This window comes from Aeromonas sp. 603607 (assembly GCF_049171595.1).
GTDB lineage: Bacteria > Pseudomonadota > Gammaproteobacteria > Enterobacterales > Aeromonadaceae > Aeromonas > Aeromonas veronii.
Genome location: NZ_JAAKOV010000023.1, coordinates 30230 through 52836 on the forward strand (window position 1 = coordinate 30230; position 22607 = coordinate 52836).

Annotated in this window: 17 protein-coding genes and 1 pseudogene; 10 read left to right on the plus strand and 8 right to left on the minus strand. The window is 53.9% G+C overall.

Translation table 11 applies throughout. The features are described 5' to 3' along the window. The first annotated feature begins 36 nt into the window (after window positions 1–36). Window positions 37–1041 carry a glycoside hydrolase family 53 protein gene (locus G5315_RS18750; RefSeq protein WP_231720618.1) on the plus strand — a complete coding sequence of 335 codons (1005 nt, stop codon included), beginning with the start codon at window positions 37–39 and terminating at the stop codon, window positions 1039–1041. Window positions 1042–1351: 310 nt separating this feature from the next. On the opposite strand, the gene G5315_RS18755 is transcribed toward G5315_RS18750, so the two are convergent. Beyond that, on the minus strand, window positions 1352–2638 hold the full coding sequence (locus G5315_RS18755) for a maltoporin (protein ID WP_100654853.1): 1287 nt from the start codon (window positions 2636–2638) through the stop codon (window positions 1352–1354). A gap of 464 nt (window positions 2639–3102) precedes the next feature. Further along, window positions 3103–4104 carry an HTH-type transcriptional regulator GalR gene (gene galR / locus G5315_RS18760; RefSeq protein WP_231720619.1) on the minus strand — a complete coding sequence of 334 codons (1002 nt, stop codon included), beginning with the start codon at window positions 4102–4104 and terminating at the stop codon, window positions 3103–3105. Window positions 4105–4416: 312 nt separating this feature from the next. On the opposite strand from galR, the gene galE reads away from it, so the two are divergent. The 3 genes from galE to galK are packed head-to-tail and all read left to right on the plus strand — an operon-like array spanning window position 4417 to window position 7670. Further along, complete coding sequence (gene galE / locus G5315_RS18765) at window positions 4417–5436, plus strand: UDP-glucose 4-epimerase GalE (protein WP_041215920.1); 1020 nt, start codon at window positions 4417–4419, stop codon at window positions 5434–5436. A 26-nt stretch (window positions 5437–5462) separates the two neighbouring features. Further along, entirely contained in the window at window positions 5463–6503 is a 1041-nt protein-coding gene (gene galT, locus G5315_RS18770; RefSeq protein ID WP_041213008.1) for a galactose-1-phosphate uridylyltransferase, read from the plus strand. 9 nt (window positions 6504–6512) lie between these two features. Continuing rightward, window positions 6513–7670, plus strand: coding sequence for a galactokinase (galK, locus tag G5315_RS18775; RefSeq protein ID WP_231720620.1), 1158 nt, complete (start codon window positions 6513–6515; stop codon window positions 7668–7670). Window positions 7671–7995: 325 nt separating this feature from the next. On the opposite strand, the pseudogene G5315_RS18780 reads toward galK, so the two are convergent. The 3 genes and pseudogenes from G5315_RS18780 to G5315_RS18790 all read right to left on the minus strand — a co-directional run. Beyond that, window positions 7996–8223, minus strand: a pseudogene (locus tag G5315_RS18780) (transposase); the annotation flags it as partial. A 693-nt stretch (window positions 8224–8916) separates the two neighbouring features. Continuing rightward, entirely contained in the window at window positions 8917–9600 is a 684-nt protein-coding gene (locus tag G5315_RS18785) for an inovirus Gp2 family protein (RefSeq protein ID WP_231720621.1), read from the minus strand. Window positions 9601–10232: 632 nt separating this feature from the next. Then, on the minus strand, window positions 10233–10415 hold the full coding sequence (locus G5315_RS18790; protein ID WP_162517042.1) for a helix-turn-helix transcriptional regulator: 183 nt from the start codon (window positions 10413–10415) through the stop codon (window positions 10233–10235). A gap of 405 nt (window positions 10416–10820) precedes the next feature. On the opposite strand from G5315_RS18790, the gene G5315_RS18795 reads away from it, so the two are divergent. Beyond that, the gene (locus tag G5315_RS18795; RefSeq protein ID WP_231720622.1) at window positions 10821–11864 is read left to right on the plus strand and encodes a hypothetical protein; all 1044 of its coding nucleotides are present in this window, start codon (window positions 10821–10823) and stop codon (window positions 11862–11864) included. Between the two features lie 93 nt (window positions 11865–11957). Here the strand turns inward: G5315_RS18795 and G5315_RS18800 are convergent, their stop codons facing one another. Then, window positions 11958–13241 carry a tyrosine-type recombinase/integrase gene (locus G5315_RS18800; RefSeq protein ID WP_231720623.1) on the minus strand — a complete coding sequence of 428 codons (1284 nt, stop codon included), beginning with the start codon at window positions 13239–13241 and terminating at the stop codon, window positions 11958–11960. A gap of 202 nt (window positions 13242–13443) precedes the next feature. On the opposite strand from G5315_RS18800, the gene mutS reads away from it, so the two are divergent. Then, complete coding sequence (gene mutS, locus G5315_RS18805; protein WP_421333701.1) at window positions 13444–15999, plus strand: DNA mismatch repair protein MutS; 2556 nt, start codon at window positions 13444–13446, stop codon at window positions 15997–15999. A gap of 104 nt (window positions 16000–16103) precedes the next feature. On the opposite strand, the gene ydiK is transcribed toward mutS, so the two are convergent. Together ydiK and G5315_RS18815 are read right to left on the minus strand one after the other, a co-directional pair. Beyond that, window positions 16104–17195 (minus strand): AI-2E family transporter YdiK, encoded by a 1092-nt coding sequence (gene ydiK / locus G5315_RS18810; protein WP_216952793.1) that lies wholly within the window; start codon window positions 17193–17195, stop codon window positions 16104–16106. Beyond that, complete coding sequence (locus G5315_RS18815) at window positions 17192–18580, minus strand: bifunctional NUDIX hydrolase/phosphatase PAP2 family protein (RefSeq protein ID WP_216979586.1); 1389 nt, start codon at window positions 18578–18580, stop codon at window positions 17192–17194. Before G5315_RS18815 ends, ydiK begins: the two co-directional genes overlap by 4 nt. Window positions 18581–18765: 185 nt before the next feature. Here G5315_RS18815 and G5315_RS18820 point away from each other — a divergent pair, with 185 nt between their 5' ends. The 4 genes from G5315_RS18820 to pckA all read left to right on the plus strand — a co-directional run bounded on the left by G5315_RS18820 (window position 18766) and on the right by pckA (window position 22538). Beyond that, the gene (locus G5315_RS18820; protein WP_005340143.1) at window positions 18766–19146 is read left to right on the plus strand and encodes a hypothetical protein; all 381 of its coding nucleotides are present in this window, start codon (window positions 18766–18768) and stop codon (window positions 19144–19146) included. A 256-nt stretch (window positions 19147–19402) separates the two neighbouring features. Then, complete coding sequence (hslR, locus tag G5315_RS18825; protein WP_421333703.1) at window positions 19403–19801, plus strand: ribosome-associated heat shock protein Hsp15; 399 nt, start codon at window positions 19403–19405, stop codon at window positions 19799–19801. Between the two features lie 77 nt (window positions 19802–19878). After that, window positions 19879–20763, plus strand: coding sequence for an Hsp33 family molecular chaperone HslO (hslO, locus tag G5315_RS18830; RefSeq protein ID WP_019445177.1), 885 nt, complete (start codon window positions 19879–19881; stop codon window positions 20761–20763). A 149-nt stretch (window positions 20764–20912) separates the two neighbouring features. Beyond that, on the plus strand, window positions 20913–22538 hold the full coding sequence (gene pckA / locus G5315_RS18835; RefSeq protein WP_005340139.1) for a phosphoenolpyruvate carboxykinase (ATP): 1626 nt from the start codon (window positions 20913–20915) through the stop codon (window positions 22536–22538). The last annotated feature ends 69 nt before the right edge of the window (window positions 22539–22607 follow it).

The following is a 22607-nucleotide window of genomic DNA, read 5'->3' on the forward strand; positions in this document are numbered from 1 at the left end:
GCCACCCTACACACATCCAGACAGGAGATAACAACAATGAAGAGACATCTGCTTACCACCCTGCTGCTTGGCGGCGCCCTGCTGTTTCATGGCCAGGGAGAGGCCATGGTCAAGGGAGCTGACGTCAGCTGGCTGACCCAGATGGAGAAAGCCGGGTACAAGTTCTATAACGACGCCGGCCAGCAGCAGGATCTGTTCAAGACCCTGAAAGAGCACGGTATGAACACCATCCGGCTCAGGGTATGGGTCAATCCTGCCGATGGCTGGAACAACATCAGCGACGTCATCGCCAAGGCCAAGCGGGCCAAGGCGGCCGGTTTCGATCTGCTGATTGACTTCCACTACAGCGACAGCTGGGCCGATCCGGGCAAGCAGACCAAGCCGGCGGCCTGGCAGAGCTACACCTTCGAGCAGTTGATGTCGAACGTCTGGTGGCACACCTATAACGCCCTGGTGGCCCTGAAAAATGCCGGCATTACCCCCAAGTGGGTGCAGGTGGGCAACGAGACCAACAATGGCATGCTGTGGGAAGAGGGGCGAGCCTCGGTCAACATGAAGAACTTTGCCTGGCTCATCAACAGCGGCTATGACGCGGTCAAGGCGGTCAACAGCGGCACCAAGGTGATCGTCCATCTGGCCAACTGCGAGAACAACAGCCTCTATCGCTGGATGTTTGACGGGCTGAAGAGCAACGGGGCCAAGTGGGATGTGATAGGCGCCTCCCTCTACCCGACCCAGAGCGGCAACGGTGACTGGTTCACCCTAGACAATCTCTGCTACGACAACCTCTCCGACATGGTGACCCGCTATGGCAAGGAGGTGATGATCGTCGAGGTGGGCATGCCGTGGGATGACCCGAAAAACAGTTACGACACCATTGCCGACCTGCTCAACAAGATGACGTGGATCCCTGACGGCAAGGGACTCGGCGTGCTCTACTGGGAACCACAGAGCTACAAGAACTGGCAGGGCTACAGCCTGGGTCTGATGGACAACAGCGGCAAACCCACCTATGCGCTGGATGCCTTCCTGTTGCAATAAAGATGTAACGTTACACAGAGGCGCGGTGAGTCGTGCGCCTCTTCCATCTGCCGCCTGGACATGACTTAGCCCGTCTCTTCGCCCTTTCTCGCCATCGCTTATCATCCCGCCTCCACCACTCCGCGCCCTCCGGCACCATCACCAAAACATGGCCACCCTCTCCCCGAGGCAGACTCGCGGACGACACCTTCGTCGCCGGGATTCGCAACGATGGAGCCCCGATGACGACGTCAGCACGACAAGGCGCGCGTTCAATGCAAAATAAAAAAGGGAGCCCAAGCGGGCTCCCTGCGGGGTGACGAGTCGGGATTTACCACCAGGCTTCAGCCTGCACGCCGAAGTTCCAAGTATTATCATCCTCACCGCCGTTGAAGGATTTGCCTTCGCCATCTTTCAGATAGCTGGCAAAAACCCGGATCTCCGGGCGGGCAAACATGCTGGAACCAGCTGACCAAGCTTGAGCCAAGGTATATTTTTGACCACTCGATTTTTCTTCAGAGCCGCTTGTCCAGGTCTTGGTGCTCTCATAAGTACCGGCTTCAACCAGCGTCTTCATGATGTCAGTCCACGCATAACCGCCTCGCGCGACAGCGCTGAACAGTTCGGTGTTGTCATGCCATGCTTCAAGTTTCTCACCCTTACCGTAAGTGAATACATGGTTCACACTGAATTTCTCTCCCATGGGAATGTCACCAGTCAGAATCACACGGTATCCCTTGGCATCATCGGTCAGATGCCAAACATCATACCAACCGCCCCCTTGGGAGATCATGTTCTGGGCCAGCCCTTTATCAGCATATTGCAGCACCAACTTCTCGTAGATGCGGCTATCGGCAAAGTATTGACTCATTTCTGCGGTCAACATGACACCATTTTTGGGATCATAGAGATTACCAGCTTTCTCCTGCTCATCGGTCGGATTGGGCATGGCATAGCTGACACCCGCTTCAGTCCAAGCCCCTTCCCAAGGAGCCCAGCCGGCATAGCGCAGGTCCAGGAAGTTAACGTTGAGGTCATTGTTGACAATCGAGTTATCGATATCGTTACCATCAGACCGGATCCACGCCAGTGAGAAGGCGCCTGGACCTGCCTTGAGGTTCTCAATACCGGCACCGGCTCCCGAGATATTCCAGTATTTGGTATCGATGATGTGAAGGTCGTGACGCTGATAGAAGCGCTTGCCAGCCCACACCACAGCATCGGGCGCAGCGGAAATCAGCCCCTTGGCCTTAACATTGAATTGGCGCAGGGCAAATGTTGCATCGTCCTTGCACTCCTTTTGATCGAAGTTACACACAGTGGTGGTACTTTCATAGTCATTGGAGCCATCGCTCTGCATGCTGAACATGCTGTCTACATAGAAAGTCTTGCCATCCTTGTTGTAAACCTCCTGACCAATACCAATTTCGGTATAGGTATCACTTTCGTTACCCAAACGACCGACAAAGTTCTGTCGACCGGTTTGCATATCACCGTCTTGGGATACACCTACGCCAGAGCGGAAATAGCCTGTAAAATCAACAGCATTAGCATTCAATGCAGTCATTGACAGAGCGAGGGCAACGGATGTCGTCAGTAGTTTCACTTTCATAGTTATTCCTTTAATCCACTGTTGCATTGTTATCTTGATGAACCGCTTACCAACCCATAGGGAAAGCGCTTTCACTGTCCGATGGAGATTATAGGAATAACTGTGCCATCATTGACATGACAAAACTCACAAAACTGTAATTATTACATAAATACTGCTATAAAAACACTTGATAAAGCCACAGGGAAAACTCAAGCGATTGAAATTAAAGGGGTATTTGATAAAAAATCATGTGTTATCGATTACACTCGTAATGATAATATCTACACCTGAGAACCATGACTCGACCAGACTCATCGCAGCAGACATGACCTCCTCGTGCAGGGCATAGGAAGGCACCGTGAGACCTTCCCGACCCCACAGGAGTGAGCGACAAAAGAGAGAGGAAGAAGATGAGGCACTAAAAAGGCAAGGCCCCTGACGGGTAACCTTGCCTGATGGCCGATGAATTCAGGTTGCCAAATCGTCGATCAATCGATACTGCGGACTGAATGACGGCGTACCAGAGTCGGGCTGAACATATGTGTCGTCTGGGGCAAGGGCCCACCTTTTGCCAGAGCAATGGCCAGCTCGGCGGCCTGGGTCGCCATGGCGATGATGGGATAACGCACCGTAGTCAGACGAGGGCGCAAGTAGCGGGATATCAGTACATCATCAAACCCCACCAGAGATAGCTCCTGGGGAACCTCGATCCCGTTGTCGCTAAGCACGGACAAAGCTCCTGCCGCCATCGAATCGTTATAACAGACGACCGCCGTCATCTGTTGCCCCCGGCTCAACAACTCAGTCATCGCGGCTTCACCTCCCAGCTCATCCGGACTGCCACGGGAGATCAGGCGCTCATCGACCGGGATATTGTGCTCTTGCAGCGCATCCAGATACCCCTGCATGCGATCCTGAGAGTCAGAGATCAGATGATTTGAACACAGAAACCCTATCTTCTTGTGCCCTTCCTGGATCAGGTGACGAGTTGCAAGCCAGGAACCATAGCGATCGTCCAGCGCCACACAACGGGACTCGAACCCTGGAACGATACGGTTGATTAGCACCATGCCGGGAACATAGCTCATCATCTGGATCAGCTCTTCATCTGGCAGCATTTTGGCATGAACCACCAAGCCAGAGCAGCGATGCCCTATCAACTGCTCTATTACGTGCTTCTCTTTGGCTGCGTCGTGGTAGCCATTTCCGATGAGCAGAAAATTCCCCGTAGCCTGCGCCACCTGCTCAACTGCTTTAACCATGGTGCCAAAGAAGGGGTCAGACACATCGGCAACAATCAACCCCAGCGTTTCGTTGTTCTGATGGGCCAAGGCTCTCGCATTCGCGTTGGGGTGGTAGTTGAGTTCATGCATCGCCTTGAAGACGGCATCGCGTGACGCCTGACTTGCCTTTGGCGAATTATTGATGACACGTGAGACTGTGGCGACGGATACGCCTGACAGGAGTGCTACATCTTTGATGGTTGCCATGAATTAGCTTTTCCGGTGAACGGTATAAATAAAAACCAGTGCTTTATAGGGTCAAGATACTACCGACATTTCCAATACCTGACACGGCTTTCATGTCAAAAGCGGGAGCATTCTATCAATACGAGCGTCTCGCTGTGTAATCCATTTACATACACCCTTATCCATTCTCATGCTCATCGCGGTGAAAAATGTGACAAAAATCACATCAAATGGAGATGCATCTTCCAGGACCTTGTTCACAAGCGCAGAATAAGGGAAAGCGATTACACCAAATAAAACCCAATGAGAACGAGCGCCAAGGAGCGATTCATGTTGAAGATACTCGTGACAGGTGGAACTGGTTACATAGGTAGTCATACCTGCTTGCAGCTTATCGCTGCCGGGATGACCCCCATCTTGTTGGACAATCTGGTTAACAGCAAAGAGAGCGTCCTCGAACGTATCCACAGCCTCAGCGGACTGCGCCCCCAGCACTATCACGGTGATGTGCGGGATGCCGACCTGCTGGATCGTGTGTTTGCAGACCAGCAGATAGATGCCGTGATCCATTTCGCAGGCCTCAAGGCCGTAGGGGAATCGGTACAAAAGCCTCTCGAGTACTATGACAACAATGTCAGCGGCACCCTGGTGTTGCTGCAGGCAATGCGACGCGCCGGGGTCAAGACCCTGCTGTTCAGCTCATCTGCCACCGTCTATGGCGAGCCGGAGATCATGCCCATCACCGAGGAGTCGCCCACCTTTCACGCCACCAACCCTTATGGTCAAAGCAAGCTGATGGTGGAGCGCCTCATCAAGGACTTTGCACACTCAGCCCCCGACTGGTCATTGACCCTGTTGCGCTATTTCAATCCGGTGGGCGCCCATCCCAGCGGCCTGATGGGCGAGGATCCCCAGGGCATTCCCAATAACCTGATGCCCTATATTGCCCAGGTGGCAGTGGGCCGCCGTGCCAAACTCGCCATCTTTGGTGATGACTACCCGACACCAGATGGTACCGGTGTGCGGGATTACATTCATGTCATGGATCTAGCCGATGGCCACGTCGCAGCCTTGAAACATGCGCTTGGGCAAGCTGGCGTCCATGTGTACAACCTGGGCACTGGGCATGGCTACAGTGTCCTGGACATTCATGCCGCCTTCTCCAAGGCCTGTGGCCGCGAACTGCCTTATGAGATCGTGCCGCGCCGCGCTGGGGACATAGCACAGTGTTGGGCAGATCCAACACGAGCCTATAACGAGCTGGGGTGGAAGGCTTATCGCACGCTTGATGAGATGACGGCTGATACCTGGCGCTGGCAATCCCAAAATCCAAACGGTTACCCCCTTCCATGAATATACAGAACGAGACAGACCTTACTATGCAATTCGAACCGACCGACCACCCTCACCGTCGTTACAACCCATTGATCCAACAGTGGGTTCTCGTTTCTCCCCACAGGGCGAAACGCCCTTGGCAGGGCCAGCAGGATGAACCCGATCGTACCCAGCGCTCCCCTCACGATCCGGATTGTTTCCTCTGCGCCGGCAATACTCGCGTCACTGGTGACAAAAATCCGGATTATCCGTCGACCTTCGTTTTTACCAACGACTTTGCGGCACTGATGGTTGATACACCTATGGCCCCAACCAGCGAGGACCCCCTCTTCCAGCTAGAGAGTGCACGCGGCACCAGCAGGGTAATCTGCTTCTCACCGGATCACAGCAAGACCTTGCCCGAGTTGTCTATCCCCTCCCTCACTGCCGTGGTCAACACCTGGTGTGAACAAACTGCAGAGCTGGGGCGCGAATACCGCTGGATCCAAGTATTCGAAAACAAGGGCACCATGATGGGGTGCTCCAATCCCCATCCCCATGGGCAGATATGGGCCAACGACTTCTTGCCCAACGAAGCCGCGCGGGAAGATGTCGCCCAACGGGAGTATTTTGCCAAACATGGTCGAGCCATGTTGCTCGATTATGCGGAACGCGAGCAGGCTGACGGCAGCCGCACCGTAGTGGAAACGGAACACTGGCTGGCAGTAGTGCCTTATTGGGCTGCCTGGCCCTTCGAAACCCTGTTGCTTCCCAAGTTTGCGGTAACACGTCTACCGACACTGACACCGCAACAGCGTGCAGACCTCGCACTGGCGCTCAAAAAACTAACCAGCCGCTATGACAACCTGTTTCAGTGCTCCTTCCCCTATTCGATGGGATGGCATGGTGCGCCATTCAATGGCGAAGAGAATGATCACTGGCAGTTGCATGCCCACTTCTACCCGCCCCTGCTGCGCTCTGCGAGCGTACGCAAGTTTATGGTGGGCTATGAAATGCTGGCAGAAACACAACGTGACCTGACGGCAGAACAGGCGGCCGAACGCCTGCGTTCCGTCAGCGATATCCATTTTCGTGAACAGGTTTGAGGTTGAGATATGAGTATTGAATCGCCACACAGCGTGACTGAACATACCTTTTACACTCAGTATGGTTATCGCCCGACCCTCGCCATTCAGGCACCTGGGCGTGTTAACCTCATTGGGGAACACACGGACTATAACGATGGCTTCGTGCTACCCTGCGCCATCGATTATCAGACCGTGATCAGTGCTGCCCCCCGCCAAGATAGTCTGATCAGGGTTATCGCTGCCGACTATCACAACCAACTGGATGAATTTGACTTACGCCACCCCATAGAGGCGCGCCCGGAATACCTGTGGGCCAACTATGTGCGAGGCGTCGTCAAATATTTGCTATTGCGAGGCTGTCAACTGACAGGGGCAGACCTGGTAATCAGTGGCAATGTACCTCAGGGAGCAGGCCTGAGCTCTTCCGCCTCTCTGGAAGTGGCAGTAGGACAGATCTTCAAAGAGATGAATCACCTCGACATCAGCCAAGCAGATATCGCCCTGAATGGACAACTGGCGGAAAACAGGTTCGTCGGTTGCAACTGCGGCATCATGGATCAGTTCATCTCGGCTCTGGGTCAGCAAGATCATGCTCTGCTGATCGATTGCCGCAGTCTGGATACCTGTCCTGTGAGCATGCCAGCCGACATTGATGTGGTCATTATCAACTCGAACGTACGTCGGGGCCTGGTGGATAGCGAATACAATACCCGCAGGGCACAGTGTGAAGAGGCCGCACGGCATTTTGGGGTCAAGGCACTGCGCGATCTGACGATGACCCAGTTCACCGAGCGAGCCAACGAACTGGATCCTGTCGTCGCGAGCCGTGCACGCCACGTCATCTCCGAGAATGAACGAACGCTGGCAGCAGCCGATGCGCTTGCGAATGAAGACATGGTCATGATGGCCGAATTAATGGCGCGGTCCCATGCCTCGATGCGTGATGATTTTGCCATCACAGTGCCTGCTATCGACGCCTTGGTCGACATGATCAAAGAGATCATCGGCAGTCGTGGTGGTGTGAGGATGACTGGTGGCGGGTTTGGTGGCTGTGTGGTTGCATTGGTTCCACAGTCACTGACAGCAGCAGTGTGCGAACAGGTTAATATTCGTTATCCCCAAGTGAGCGGTCTGGCCCCGAGCATCTATATCTGTAAGCCCTCCGCCGGAGCCGGCCCACTCTGATATGTTCGCTGACACCTCAATATTGTAGTGGTCACGTATTTCCAGACTGGTCATGGTATAGCCGCCCTGCTAGACGGTGAACGCTCGACTTAGTTGAGTTAAACAACGCTCTCTGTGAGCAGCTGTGGTTAACATGTAGATAATACAATTGAACCAAACTTCAGACATGTGTTATCGCAATGAGCCTAACTCAGGGACTGCTTCGGCAGTCCCCTTTTCCTTTGCTGTAAATGTTCGTTGCATTCAACAATCCTCCGCAACTGCATGTTTTCACATGGTCGTGACACACCCGATTGAATCCCACCCTCCTTTGAGATGTTGCGCTCTCCTCGGTTAATTGACGCAGATCGGTTTTCAAGCAGTGTATCTCGGCTTGCAAGGCAGACTCTTCGTGTTGCTGCTCTGCAGGCTTGCCGTACGGCTTGAGCTAGGCATACAGAATGTGGCTGGATACCCCAAGGGCTCGTGCAACGTCAGCCACAGGCATCTCACGCTCAGTAACTTGTTTAACAGCTTCGATTTTGAAAGTTTCTGGATAACGCTGACGGACCATGGCACCTCCAATGCTGGCCTCATTTTAAGGCAGTTAGGTCTCTAGGGAACTAGGGGCAATTCACACCGACCAAACCCCTTTATATGGCAGCGGATGAGCCTCGTTCTCAGCCAGCCAAGTCAATAGCTGTCCCATCAGACGAGGGACCTGGTTCGCAGGGGGAGCCATATGCACTAACTGCTCGCCTCGATAAATACCTACGCCAGTGACCCGCATCATCACAGAGTCCACGCATCAGTAGTCCGTGAGCACCAAGTAAATCTTCCGCTGAAGCTGGATCCCTATTAGGCATTGCCTCATAGGCCGCAAACGCATTACGGACCTCTTGGATTTCCCGTGGAAGCCCAAGTACCGTCTTCCCCTCAGTCACTGCCGTCACCTGCTCAACACTCAGAGTATTGTGCTCAGTAGCTAGCGAAGCTTGGATGGTGCGGATCCGGTTCTCTCGACGCAACATAAGAACCTGAGAGCTCTGAGCAAACCGCTACAGCCGCAGCAACTCAGCGATATCCGCCACTCGACTCAACATGGCATGGGTCATGGGTGAAGGAAGGGGAATAGGCTGCCATGGGTTACTCCAACTGATGCGATAACAAATGAGGGATTAGCTTAACAGATCCGAGAGTAGAAACTCCCGAATTGAATTTGAATGTCCAAGCATCCCCACTAGGGCCAGTGAATTAAGAGTGAACATTACCTTATCCGTTCACTATGCCCGAAATTACGCTCACCTCGTACTTTCGAACGCAATTTAAATAAATACCCGATCCTCACCAAGAAGTTATAAAAATTCTCATTCTGCAGATCTGCATCTCTGCGATCAAATCGATACTCTGCGTCAGGAGGGAAATGCACCAAAGACGCATAATCAGGGTATGCAAGCCTCAATGCTCTGCACCAAGCTTTACGAATACGCGTAGCCATGTTATCCGCATCAAAATTAGCGTAGCCACCAAGATAACCGTAATCATCTCGGTTAAATAGTAGCACCACGTGATAATGAGGGTACTGGCTTGTTACTTGCTCCTTTACCCAGATATAACCCAAGAAGAATCGTTTACCAGTCTTACCCTTACGGTGACGTAACGCATGTATCTGGCTTTTTAGTGAAGCAATAAATCGCGTAATAACCTTTTCCTCTTCTACCTCCGGTGGAAAGCTTGTCGGCATGTCCGGATCATCCATAACTGGTATATGAGGGAAACGCATATCAACGCGTACAGCAAACACTCTCGGATGTTTATTCAAAAAGCTGGCGATCACCTCCACGGATGTTTTTAACTGCTCAAAGGATATTTCACCATACTTGGCCTCAGCCACAACTCGCAAATTGTCTAGCTCGTTGCCTATTAAACAATACCCGCCATTTGATTTCATATACGGCCCTATGATTTACATGGAATACCCATGCCAGTTGGTTAGATGCTCAGGTAACAGCACTCATCGTCATTAATGAGGGCCGCTGCGTAAAACTTTACGGTCAACTGATACCCTGCTCTCTTATCAAACCAGTAGGTTGATATACCAACCTGCGTTTAGCACTCTGTGCTTTGCATATGCTGCGCTATGCCGATGTATACGGCTAATGGCTTGTATCTGACGTACAAGCCCGATGTGTATCTGATTGGTATACACTTCGTGTGTATATCACATATGCTCGTTGGTATACCCTGTGATACACTTTGGTGGTGTATCACTCTCATCTTCGATATATCTCCTACACCCTCTACCTTGGTATACACCTTGGTGTATATATTACTATTACCGAACTTAGCGACCTCCTAAATCACCGGGGTACACGTGATTATTTTAAATAAACCTCCACTAATACTGGTTGTTAAGGCAAGAAAGTTACTCTGAAGTTAGATTCAACGTACAAGCAACTATTCCATGCCATGAAATTAACCAGCAAAAAGTTGTCGACCAACAGTTACCGCCCCTAAACAGATAAAATGAAACCACCAAGCTAAAAAGGCTCCCCAAAGGGGAGCCAAGTAAATTGTTAGTTGTTAGCCTTCTCGCTCCATTATCAATTTGCGAATCCAGTCCTCTATTTCTGATTTTTCCCATGCCACCGTCTTGGGCGATGTTTTGAGTTGTGAAGGGAACTTTCCAGCCTTGATTAGCCGGTAGATTGTAGGGCGAGACAGCTTAGTCATTGCTATTAATTCATTTATTTTAATGAGACCCATCTTACACTCCTTAGATTTTTTCATACCTAAGGTTCGTTGCGTTCATTTTTACATAGCCCAGACGCCATCATCACACTCGGATCTATTACCCCACTATTTATACTCACTGATCCACAGCCAATACCAAATCATCAACAACTCACCGATGCTACTATAGGTATTCACATACCAGCTCTCTGTAAAACCAGTGATGAGAAACCTCACACCAACCACGAGACACAACGCAATCGCCCATAAAAGCTAATAAAAATCAATGAAAAGCCATGGATTCCAGGGTTTTTAGCTCACATAAAAACACTATAAACAGACTACAAAAATTCAATAAAAACCCTAAAAAAACACTTGACCGACACTAGGAAAACCCTAGTATAAAACTTAAATAACTTTTAAATGGAATTAGTTCATATGACGCCAGCCAATTATGAATTACCAAAAACAAGTGATTCAAAATACCCGTGGAAGGATAAATTCAATAGACTTAAAGCTACAGAGGAAATGATAAGATTTGCAGGATATATTCTGCATCAACTACAAGTTGATACCATCAATATTGATTCCGACTCAATTTTATTAACTTTTAATGACTATTTAAAAACCAATCCCGATTATGTTGTCGCAAACTATATTCGAAAAATAGATAACTCCATACAGCTAGAGAATATCGATACCATCGCAGAATTTCTATTCAAACAGTTTAGTAGAAACTGTCTAGAAATAGAACACTTTTGCTGGATACAGGAAGCGAACCAAAGAGTGTGTAATTTTGCATTTGCCATAACTAATAATTGGGGTTATTTTTTTGACAAAGATAGTGACCTTTACAAGAAGCCTATCCAAAACTTTAGTCAGCCAGGGCCAAATTATTTTAGAAACAATTCATTTGAAGACGCAATATCATTCAGCCACATGCGTTTTACCAATACGCCCCCCAGAGCCAAAACTCCTCGTCAAAAAAAAGAAAGGATAATAGAGTATTTTGATCACTTAGATGATGAAATAGCTATAAAGGCCAAGCACCTTCAGCTTATTGAATTGTTTTGGAATAAAATAGTTAAAAGCCAAAAACCTAAAAGCTGGTCAAACTTTGAAAAATTAAAAAATGAAGATTTGTTATGGATAAAAAACCAGATAGATCAAGATGAGCTTTTTTTAAAAATAATTGACGGTAATAGTAACAAAGATGTTTTCGAGACCATTAAAACCTACTTTGACTTACTATTCGTATTTAAAGAAAGTGACTGCATAGTCAAAGTTGATAGAATCAAAAAATCCCTAACCCAAAAAAATTACAGAAAAAGCAACCCAGACAGCAAGCAATATAATTTCATCATGAGTGTAGACATTGAAGGTAAATTAAAAGAAATTACAAAGTCGAAGGGACTAAAAAGAAATGAAGTCATAGAAAAACTAATCAACGATGCGTACTGCAACATCAATCCTGATGGGTAGTTTCATCAATATTTAAGCTAGCTATAAAAATCACATGTTACATGGGGGCACTTACGCCCCCACAAATAAATATATTTGACCGATGAGAATTTTCTATATCGCAATTAACCTTTCTAAATGATCCGCCCACTTTTGCAACCACTCTTTGCACTCATCATTGTATCTGTGTAGGTTGTATGTTCCTTCTATGCCTTTCGGGGCATGACCTAGTATTGCCTCTGCAATATCACTGGGGCATTTCAGCTTTGCAAGCCCCGTTCTAACGGTACGCCTAAGGTCATGTGGTGTCCAAGAAGGTATATCAATCATTACATTGTCTTTGCGCAGTCGCCATGCTGTTTCAGTTAACAATTTTTGAGGTATCGGTTTTTTAGTCAAAATAGATGGGAATAAACAATCACCTGTGATTAATTTCAGTGAATGAAGAAATTCGATAGCTTGTCTTGGCAACTGAACATATCGCTCGGTATCAGTTTTTGTTTCTTTTAAATGGAATGTACCATTACTTAGATCAATATCTCGCCAATAAGCACCACATATTTCTCCGGTACGGCATCCTGTCCATAGCGTCATTCTGAGCACGTTTTTCTGTGGAATAGTAAAACCAGAACTTGGTAACCAGAGAAGAAATTTTTTTAGCTCTTCATCACTAAGAATTCGAGTTCCTTTTTGACATGTTAAACGCACTTTCGCTAATTTTAATCTTTTCTTTGCGTTTGTAACTGGGTTTACAAAGTGCTCATCCAGTTTACCCGTTCCAATTGCATAATCGAAAGCAGCTGATAGCTCACGCAGAACACTACCAGCTTGAACATTCGCTCCCCGCGCAACAATCTCCATGATCAAAGCCACGATATCGTTAGCTAGCACCTCCGTGGCTAAACTCTCTCCGAATACACGCACAGGATCGTTATAGAGAGTCCTTCGTGTTTCTGCTTGCCCTTTGGGTTTACGGGCTCCAGGTAAAATTCCTCCTTCCTTGGCGTGCCGATCTTCGATGTGCTCAGTAAGGTAAAGCTCGATCATGTCAGTGATGGTAAACGGTGCAACGACTTCAGGTTCCTGCTCGAGCTTGACTTTAACTGCGCTCAGCTCTGTAGCCGGACAGACACCTTGATGCCTCATGAGCTTCAATTCCTTGAACTTGGTCCTTGCCTCCTCCAATGACATGGCAGGAAAGACACCTAAGGTGACTTGCTTTTGTTTACGCGGATTCAAAGGGTCATTGTAGCGGTAGTAAAAGCTTTTCTTTCCCGTTTTCCCGCACGCTACTCGCAATCCTCGGTAATCACCGATGTCGACTTTATCTTTGTCTCCTGGCTTCATCGACTCAATTGCCTTGTAAGAAAGCGGTTTGCTATTCTGGGGCGCAGCCATCACTTACATCCTTTCATATCGTTTTTTATGAGAGAAAAGCGTAGGTTTTCATTCTAATCACGTTCATCATCACACAAACCTACGCTTTAGCCTACGCTTTGAAGCAAGATTCAGTGAGCTTAGGTGAGACAAACTGAACCATGCTGAGCTTTAACAAAGAATAAAGACAGTTTAAGAACAGTAACTTAACGACGAGCAGACATTGATAACAATAGAAAATCTACAGCAACACACACCTATGATGCAGCAGTACCTTGGCCTCAAGGCCGAGAACCCGGAGATCCTGCTGTTCTACCGGATGGGCGACTTCTACGAGCTGTTCTATGACGATGCCCGCAAGGCCTCCCAGCTGCTCGATATCTCCTTGACCAAACGTGGCCAGTCGGCTGGCAGCCCCATCCCGATGGCGGGGGTGCCCTATCACGCCATCGAGGGCTATCTGGCCAAGCTGGTGCAGCTCGGCGAATCTGCCGCCATCTGCGAACAGGTGGGGGATCCCGCCACCAGCAAGGGGCCGGTGGAGCGCAAGGTCATTCGCATCATCACCCCGGGCACCGTTTCCGACGAGGCGCTGCTCAGCGAGCGGCAGGACAACCTGATCGCCGCCGTCTATCACGATGGCCGCCGCTTCGGCTATGGCACCATGGACATCGGCTCCGGCCGCTTCTTCATCAACCAGTTCGAGAAAGAAGAGACCCTGCTGGCTGAGCTGCAGCGCACCAATCCGGCCGAACTGCTCTACCCGGAATCCTTCGAATTCCTGCACCATATCGAGGGTCGCCGCGGCCTGCGCCGCCGTCCGGAGTGGGAGTTTGAGCTGGGCACAGCTCGTAAGCTGCTCTGCCAACAATTCGGCACCCAGGATCTGGTGGGCTTTGGCGTAGACAAGAGCGAGACCGCCCTGTGCGCCGCTGGCTGCCTGATGCAGTACGTCAAAGATACCCAGCGCACCGCCCTGCCCCACATCCGCAACGTGCGCCTTGAACAGCCAGATCATGCGGTCATCATGGATGCCGCCACCCGCCGCAATCTGGAGCTGACCCAGAATCTGGCCGGTGGCTATGAAAATACCCTGGCCGAGGTGCTGGATCGCACCGCCACCCCCATGGGCAGCCGCCTGCTCAAGCGCTGGATCCACCAGCCGATCCGCGATCGGGTGATCCTGAAAGGTCGCCAGAGCACCATCCATACGCTTATCGAGCAGAACCTCTACGACGAGTTGGGTGGTCTGCTACGTCAGGTCGGCGATGTGGAGCGGGTGCTGGCGCGCCTCGCCCTGCGCTCGGCCCGTCCGCGCGACCTCACCCGCCTGCGTCAGGCCTTCGCCCAGTTGCCCGAGCTACAGCGCCTGCTAGCGGACAACGAGCACGAAGCGGTGCAACAGCTGGCCGAGCGGGCCAGCACCTTCCCCGAGCTGCTCGACCTGCTGGAGCGCGCGGTGATGGAGGTGCCGCCGGTGCTGATCCGCGATGGTGGCGTCATCCGTGACGGCTTCAATCAGGAGCTGGACGAGCTACGGGATCTGGCCAACGGTGCCACCGCCAGCCTCACCCGCATCGAGGAGCGGGAGAAGCTGCTGACCGGCATCAACACCCTCAAGGTGGGTTACAACAAGGTGCACGGCTTCTATATCGAGGTGAGCCGCGCCAACAGCCATCTGGTGCCGGCCCACTACATCCGCCGCCAGACCCTCAAGAACAACGAACGCTACATCATCGATGAGCTGAAGAAGTACGAGGACAAGGTACTCACCGCCCAGTCCCAGGCGCTGGCGCTGGAGAAACGGCTCTACGAAGAGCTGCTCGACGCCCTGCTGCCCCACCTCGGCGATCTGCAGGATTCCGCAGCCGCACTGGCAGAGCTGGACGTGCTGGCCAACCTGGCCGAGCGGGCCGAGACCCTCGACTACCGCTGCCCGACCCTCATCGACGAAGATCAGATCATCATCGAGGCGGGCCGCCATCCGGTGGTGGAGCAGGTGATGACAGACCCCTTTATCGCCAACCCCATCCGGCTGGAGCGGGAGCGGCGGATGCTGATCATCACGGGTCCCAACATGGGCGGTAAATCCACCTACATGCGCCAGACCGCGCTGATCGTGCTGCTGGCCCACATCGGCGCCTTCGTGCCCGCCGACAGCGCCCGCATCGGCCCCATCGACCGTATCTTCACCCGCATCGGAGCGTCGGACGATCTCGCCTCCGGCCGCTCCACCTTTATGGTGGAGATGACCGAGACCGCCAACATCCTCAACAACGCCACCGCCCGCAGTCTGGTGCTGATGGACGAGATTGGCCGCGGCACCAGCACCTACGACGGCCTCTCGCTGGCGTGGGCCTGTGCCGAACAGCTGGCGAGCAAGATTGGCGCCTACACCCTGTTTGCCACCCACTACTTCGAGCTGACCCGCTTGCCGGAGCTGATGAGTGGGCTGGCCAACGTCCACCTCGATGCGGTGGAGCACGGCGACACCATTGCCTTTATGCACGCGGTGCAGGAAGGGGCGGCCAGCCGCTCCTACGGCCTGCAAGTAGCGGCACTGGCGGGGGTACCCAAATCGGTGATCCAGCAGGCCCGTCACAAACTGCATGAGCTGGAGAGCGCCACTCCGGCCGCCGCCGGTGAAAGCCGCCCGGCTCCGGTGACCCTCGCCCCGCAGCCTCATCCGGTGGTGGAAGAGCTGGAAGCAGTGCGCCCGGACGAGCTCACTCCGCGCCAGGCACTGGACCTGCTCTATCGCCTCAAGCAGATGCTGTGAACAACCGCTGCGGCTCAGGTATGAAACAACTGGCCTGACGCTGTCATCATCAACAAAAGAGCCGCCCATCGGGCGGCTCTTTGCATCGTCTTTTTATAGAACCGTCAATCTATACTGGGCGCTGCCGCGATATGGGTCGCCTCTGACTGGTGGTCACCCTCCTTGATCCAGGCATCCAGCAAGGTATAAGCCACAGCCAGCACCACGGGGCCGATAAACAGACCGATGATCCCCATCGCCAGCAGGCCGCCGATAACCCCCACCAGAATGAGAATGAGGGGCAGATTGGCACCGCGTTTGATCAGGAAGGGACGCAGGAAGTTGTCCATTGTGCCGGCGATCAGCGACCAGACCAGCAGGAAGGTGCCCCAGGTAGTATCACCGCTCCAGTAGAGATAACCGACACAGGAGATCAGCACCGGAAAGGGACCTATCTGGGCGACGATGAGCAGGAACATTACCACCACCAGAACCATGGTGTAGGGGATGCCAGCGATCCACAGCCCCACCCCGGCCACCGAGGATTGCACCAGCGCAGTAACCACCACCCCCATGGCCACGGCGCGGATCGCCTGGGAAGCCAGCACGGTCGCATTGTCACCGCGATCCCCGGCCAGCCGGTGGGCAAAGCGGCGAATGCCGGTCGCCACCACTTCACCGGAGTGATAGAGCAGACCACAGATACCGACCGTCAGCAGGAAGTGGACCAGCAGCATGCCCAGATTACCGGCCTGAGCAGCCAGCCAGCGCGCCGTCTGACCGAAGTAGGGCGCCAGCTTGGCAAACAGCACCTGACCACCGCTCGCCAGAATTTGCTGCCAGAAGTCATAGAGCTTGCCGCCCACCAGCGGGATCTGCTGCAACCAGAGCAGCTCGGGCGGAGGCGACTGGCTGATATTGGTCCCCAGTTCGATCAGCATGGGGGCTTTCTCCGCCACATTGGCCAGTGTCATAAAGAGCGGAATGACAAACATCAGCAATAGCACCAGGCTCATAAAGAGAGCGGCCAGCGCACGCTTGCCCCACAGCAACCGCTGCACCATCAACATCAGTGGCCAGGTAGCGATGGTGATCATGGTGGCCCACACCAGTGCGGGCAGGAAGGGGCGCAGCACCATAAAGCAGGAGATGATCAGGAGGCTGAGAAACAGCACCCCCAAGGTTATCTTGGCCAAATCCACTTTTTTCATATTCATAGAGTTCCCCTTGCAGGGCGTCCGCCCCTGGGTCGTGAGTCTTGTTTCAAGAGAGAGAGTATCCACCAGAGGCCGACGCTCAACCAGAGCCCCAGCCCGAAAAAGAGCACAAACTGTCCAAGCAGTATGATCAACGAGCTACTGGTCAGCAGCGGCAACAGCCACAGGCCGGCACCGATCAGCAAGCAGCCCGCCAGCACAACGCCCCCTGTAAGCAGCGGGGGATAACCAGCTCGAACGAGGGCCGCATTTCCCCCTAGCCAGAGGCCCAGCGCTACCAGCCCGATACCGGTCAGATGGGCCGATTGGGTCAGTCCCCCGAGCGCCAGCGCCGCGGCAATCAGCAGCAACCAGCCTGCCACAAGCCCATCCGTACGCCAGCAGGGACGAGCAGCCAGCAGTATGGCGCCCATCAGCAGCCCCGCCACTACGTCAGAGATAAAGTGTGCCCCAAGCCAGACCCGCGCCAGACCGGTGGTAAGGGCCAGCAGCAGCGCCAGCGAGTAGGCCTGTCCGCGCCGGGCAGGCCAGAGCCAGCCAAGCAGCGCGCCCCAGAACAGCAGGGCCGATGCGGTGTGACCGCTCGGCATGCCAAAGCCCTGGGCACTGTGAGTCGCCAGTTCAGGTTGCAGATGGAAGGGACGCGGCCAGCCGATCCCCTCCTTGCTCGCCTGCACCAGCAAGCCGAGCCAGAGCATGGCGAACAGCAGCTGGCGCAGTCGCGGCCACCCCAGCAGCGGGAGCAGCAAAGGTATCAGGGCAAGCTGAAAGCCGCCTGAACCAAACAGATTGCTGACCGACAGCCACCAGACATCGGGCCCCAGCCACTGTTGCAGCCGCAGCATCAGCGGGATCTCGGCCTGATGCAGCGCATTGCCCTGCGCCACAAAATCGGCCTGCCAGCGCACCTCGCTCTCGGGCACCTTATCCAGTCGGGATTGCAGCCAGTCGAGCTGCTCCGGGAAGCGGCGCTGTGCGCGGGGGAGCTTGTCCACCGCGATCAAGCGGGCGTTGAGGATCTCGCCACCCAGATTGGGGGCCTGCAGCAGCGAGACAAAATCGGAATCTTGCTGGGCGACGATAGGCTCAAGAGTGCGACAGGCAAAGACCTGCGCTTTCTGCCAGCGGCCAAGATCCGCGACGACTTCGCCGCGCAGACCGGTCTCTTCATACAGCTCGCGCAGCGCCGCCTGCTCGGGGCTCTCGCCGCCATCGATATAGCCACCGCTCAGGCTGTAGCGGGAGGAGATGCGATCCTGCACCAGCAGCAGTTGATCCTGATGGCGGATGGCGCAGGCGGCTGCCGTTGGGCCAGCCGGTTCGGCACTCAGGGCTGGCAGAGCGGCAAACAACGCCAGCAACAGTAAAAAGAGGGTTCTCGACATCAATTTGCTTTCCCTATGCACAATGGCGACAAGCCTCCCAGAAATCAGATAGTTGAGCAATGGTGGCGGCCGGATCGCCGTCGTTCCCGCCGCAATGGAGGTGCACGGAAGATTGCGATGAAGCAGGGCACTCCCTACTATTGGCGGCTATCTTCAATTTCATGCAGCAAACGCTGGAGCCCTCCATGAGACAGTTCGGCTTTTTCCTCGGCATCGCCATCGGTGTCATTTTGATCCTGTTCGGCAGCATCGTCATCTTCCAGGCGCTCCCTGCCGCACTGGATGTGCTGGAGATGCCAAGCCGCATCCCGTTCGTGCGCGAGGTCTACACCTGGCTGATGACCAGCGCCAACGGCCTGACCGCCCAGCTGGAGCAGAACTTCCTAGAAGCCTTCCAGACCGTGCTCAAGCTGATCCTGCTCATCACCTTCATGTGGGTCTGCGTCAAGCTGGTCAACATGGGGGTGCTGATTATCCGCGCCGGGGTTGATCTGATCCGCACCGCCATCGCCCACAGCGAAGGGCCGCACGACCAGAAGAAGCCGGATCAGCACGATCACTTCTGACTCTGACATGGTCGATGGATGTGAACACTGCCGCCCCCAACCGGGGCGGCAGTGTTATATGCGCGGTATGAAGGCCCTTCCCAGCCCCCATGAATACCCGATAAAGCAGCGGCTTTCCCTTGTGAATCAGCAAACTGCCCATATGTTGCATCACCTTGACATGGTTTGCGCCCCGCGCAGCGGCTGCCCGGTTTCTATCCCGACCCCGTGCTCTGGTATAATCGACCACCTCTTTTCCCCGTTATGGAGCCTGTTCATGCCCAATCATGCAGAAAGTGCCCTCGAGGTTCGTCTCGACAAGTGGTTGTGGGCGGCCCGTTTCTACAAGACCCGCTCCATTGCGCGGGATCAGATAGACGGGGGCAAGGTGCACTACAATGGTCAGCGCAGCAAACCGGGCAAACAGGTGGAAGTGGGAGCACTGATCCGCTTCTGGCAGGGGCAGGACGAACGCGAAGTGCGGGTGCTGGCCTTGAGCGAGCAGCGCAAATCGGCCCCGCTGGCCCAGCAGCTCTATGAAGAGACCGCCGAGAGCCTGAAAAAACGGGCCGAGAACAGCGAGGCGCACCGCTTCAACAGCCAGTTTGCCCCCAGCCCCGAGCGCCGCCCCGACAAGCAGGAGCGACGCCAGTTGCTCAAGGTCAAACAGTACTGACCGACCCCGATTTGATACCGGGCTGGCATCAACTCCAGCCCGCCCGATTTACCTCACCGAAAAGCCAGGAATACATGATGAGCAACCAAGATCTGCTGTATCGCTATCTGTTTGAAGAGTACGAAGTGCGTGGCGAGCTGGTCCAGCTGGATCACACCTACCGCCACGTGGTGGAAGCCCAGAACTACCCGGTGCAGGTGCAAAAACTGCTGGGCGAGCTGCTGGTCGCCACCAGCCTGCTGACCGCCACCCTCAAGTTTGAAGGCTCCATCACAGTGCAACTGCAGGGCGATGGCCCGGTGCGTCTGGCCGTGATCAACGGTGACAACAACCAGCAGCTGCGCGGCGTGGCCCGCTATGAAGGCGAGCTGCCGAGCGATGGCAAGCTGCAGAGCCTGATTGGCAACGGCCAGCTGATCATCACCATCACCCCGGAGCAGGGCGAGCGCTATCAGGGCATCATCGCGCTGGACGCCGACACTCTGGCGGGCTGCCTGGAGCACTACTTTGCCCGCTCCGAACAGCTGGCCACCAAGCTGTGGATCCGCACTGGTTACCACGAGGGCGAACCGCGCGCCGCCGGCATCATGCTGCAGGAGCTGCCCGCCCAGAGCGAGGATCACAGCAACGATTTCGATCACCTGACCCAGCTCACCAGCACCATCAAGGATGAAGAGCTGTTCGGCCTGCAGGCAGAAGAGATCCTCTACCGTCTCTACCATCAGGACAAGGTGCGGGTGTTCGATCCGCAGGCGGTCGAGTTCCGCTGCACCTGCTCCCGCGAGCGCTGCGAAGGGGCCCTGCTGCAGATAGAAAAGGAAGAGGTCATGGAGATGGTGCAGGAGCTCGGCAAGATCGACATGCACTGTGATTATTGCGGCGCCCAGTACCAATTTAATGGGATCGATGTCGAAACCCTGTTCAGCAGGGCTCCCGGCAATGATGCAAACCAGTTACACTAATTAAAGGCGGGCAAAACCCGCCTTTAACTTTAATAACAAAAAAATACCCTATTTTATAAAGTTTGATGGCGATCGCTAAACTCTACCACCTAAGTGATAGGATGACCGTCAGATAGAACCCTACCAACCTCTGAACCCAGGAGAATACAATGACAATCGTGGCAGAACCCACCCTGGCCCAACAATTAGGACTGGACCAGTACGGCATCAAAAACAGCCAAGAAATCGTTCGCAACCCCTCTTACGAGCAGCTTTTCGCGGAAGAGACACGCCCTGACCTGGAAGGGTTCGAGCGCGGTGTGGTGACCGAGCTGGGCGCCGTCAACGTAAACACCGGTATCTTCACCGGTCGCTCCCCGAAAGATAAATATATCGTCAAAGATGCCACTACCCAGGATACTGTGTGGTGGTCTGACCAGGGTAAAAACGATAACAAAGCGATTACCCCGGAAGTGTGGTCACATCTGAAAGGGCTGGTCACCAAACAGCTCTCCGGCAAGCGCCTGTTTGTGGTCGACGGTTTCTGCGGTGCCAACCCGGATACCCGCCTGGCCGTACGCATCATCACCGAGGTAGCCTGGCAGGCACACTTCGTGAAAAACATGTTCATCCGCCCGAGCGATGAAGAGCTGAAAACCTTCAAGCCTGACTTCGTGGTGATGAACGGTGCCAAGTGCACCAACCCGAACTGGAAGGAGCAGGGTCTCAACTCCGAGAACTTTGTTGCCTTCAACATGACCGAGAAAATGCAGCTCATCGGTGGCACCTGGTACGGTGGCGAGATGAAGAAGGGCATGTTCTCCATGATGAACTACTTCCTGCCCCTGCGCGGCATTGCCTCCATGCACTGTTCCGCCAACGTGGGTCAGGACGGCGACGTTGCCATCTTCTTCGGCCTCTCCGGCACCGGCAAGACCACCCTATCCACCGATCCGAAGCGCCAGCTGATCGGCGATGACGAGCACGGCTGGGATGACCACGGCGTGTTCAACTTCGAAGGGGGCTGCTACGCCAAGACCATCAAGCTCTCCGAAGAGGCCGAGCCGGATATCTACCACGCCATCCGCCGCGATGCGCTGCTGGAGAACGTGACCGTTGCTGCCGATGGCACCATCGACTTCGATGATGGCTCCAAGACCGAGAACACCCGCGTTTCCTACCCCATCTATCACATCGACAACATCGTCAAGCCGGTCTCCAAGGCTGGTCACGCCACCAAGGTGATCTTCCTGACTGCCGACGCCTTCGGCGTGCTGCCCCCGGTCTCCAAGCTGACCAAGGAGCAGACCAAGTACCACTTCCTGTCTGGCTTCACCGCCAAACTGGCCGGTACCGAGCGCGGCATCACAGAGCCGACCCCGACCTTCTCCTCCTGCTTCGGCGCAGCCTTCCTCTCCCTGCATCCGACCAAGTACGGTCAGGAGCTGGTAAAACGGATGGAAGCGGCAGGTGCAGAGGCCTATCTGGTCAACACCGGCTGGAACGGCACCGGCAAGCGCATCTCCATCAAGGATACCCGCGCCATCATCGATGCCATCCTGGATGGCTCCATCGAGAAGGCCGAGACCAAGGTGCTGCCGATCTTCAATCTGGAGATCCCGACCGCGCTGCACGATGTGAACCCGGCGATCCTCGACCCGCGCGACACTTACGCCGACAAGGCCGAGTGGGATGCCAAGGCCGTCGATCTGGCAGGGCGCTTCATCAAGAACTTCGAGCGCTTCACCGATAACGATGAAGGCAAACGTCTGGTTGCGGCAGGCCCGCAGCTGTAACAGGCTCGCTTCGTATCAGTGACATCATGCCGGTCAGCCACGCTGACCGGCATTTTTGTTTTTGTGGAG